1 pseudogene is annotated in these 380 nt (G+C 60.0%); it reads right to left on the bottom strand.

Going from position 1 to position 380, the window contains the following annotated elements:
* Positions 1–224: 224 nt before the first annotated feature.
* Positions 225–380, bottom strand: a pseudogene (locus I6F37_RS45100) (IS3 family transposase); the annotation flags it as partial.

Raw genomic sequence — 380 nt, 5'->3', positions numbered from 1 at the left:
GTCCGCCAGACTTCCACGTCACCCGCCTTGGCGTGAGAGGCATTCCTGCGTTGTAGCTGCGGCGCTACTGGCGAACAGCGAATTTGCTGATAAAAACCCGATGCAAGATCCCTGCGCAGGAGTCGCGGCATGGTGCCCTTGGTCCTGAACTGTCCGTGGTCAGAACATTCGGCACAACTCGCGGCGTAAATTAGCGGAGTGCGGGCCTCGTCTGGGGGTTGATGTTAGGCGGCGAGCTTGCGGTGCTGCAAGCGCCGATATTCGATGGTCTGTCGCTTGATCGTTTCACGCTGTTTGATGATGGAGGCTGCCCTGCCGAAGTAGGCGTCGGCGGGCGTCACGTTGGCCAGGCTCTCGTGGTAACCCTGGTGGTTGTAGTG

This window comes from Bradyrhizobium sp. NBAIM08, from assembly GCF_020193935.1.
Lineage (GTDB): Bacteria > Pseudomonadota > Alphaproteobacteria > Rhizobiales > Xanthobacteraceae > Bradyrhizobium > Bradyrhizobium yuanmingense.
The sequence above is the reverse complement of the archived record's forward strand: the minus strand, read 5'-3'. Positions and strand labels throughout refer to the sequence as shown.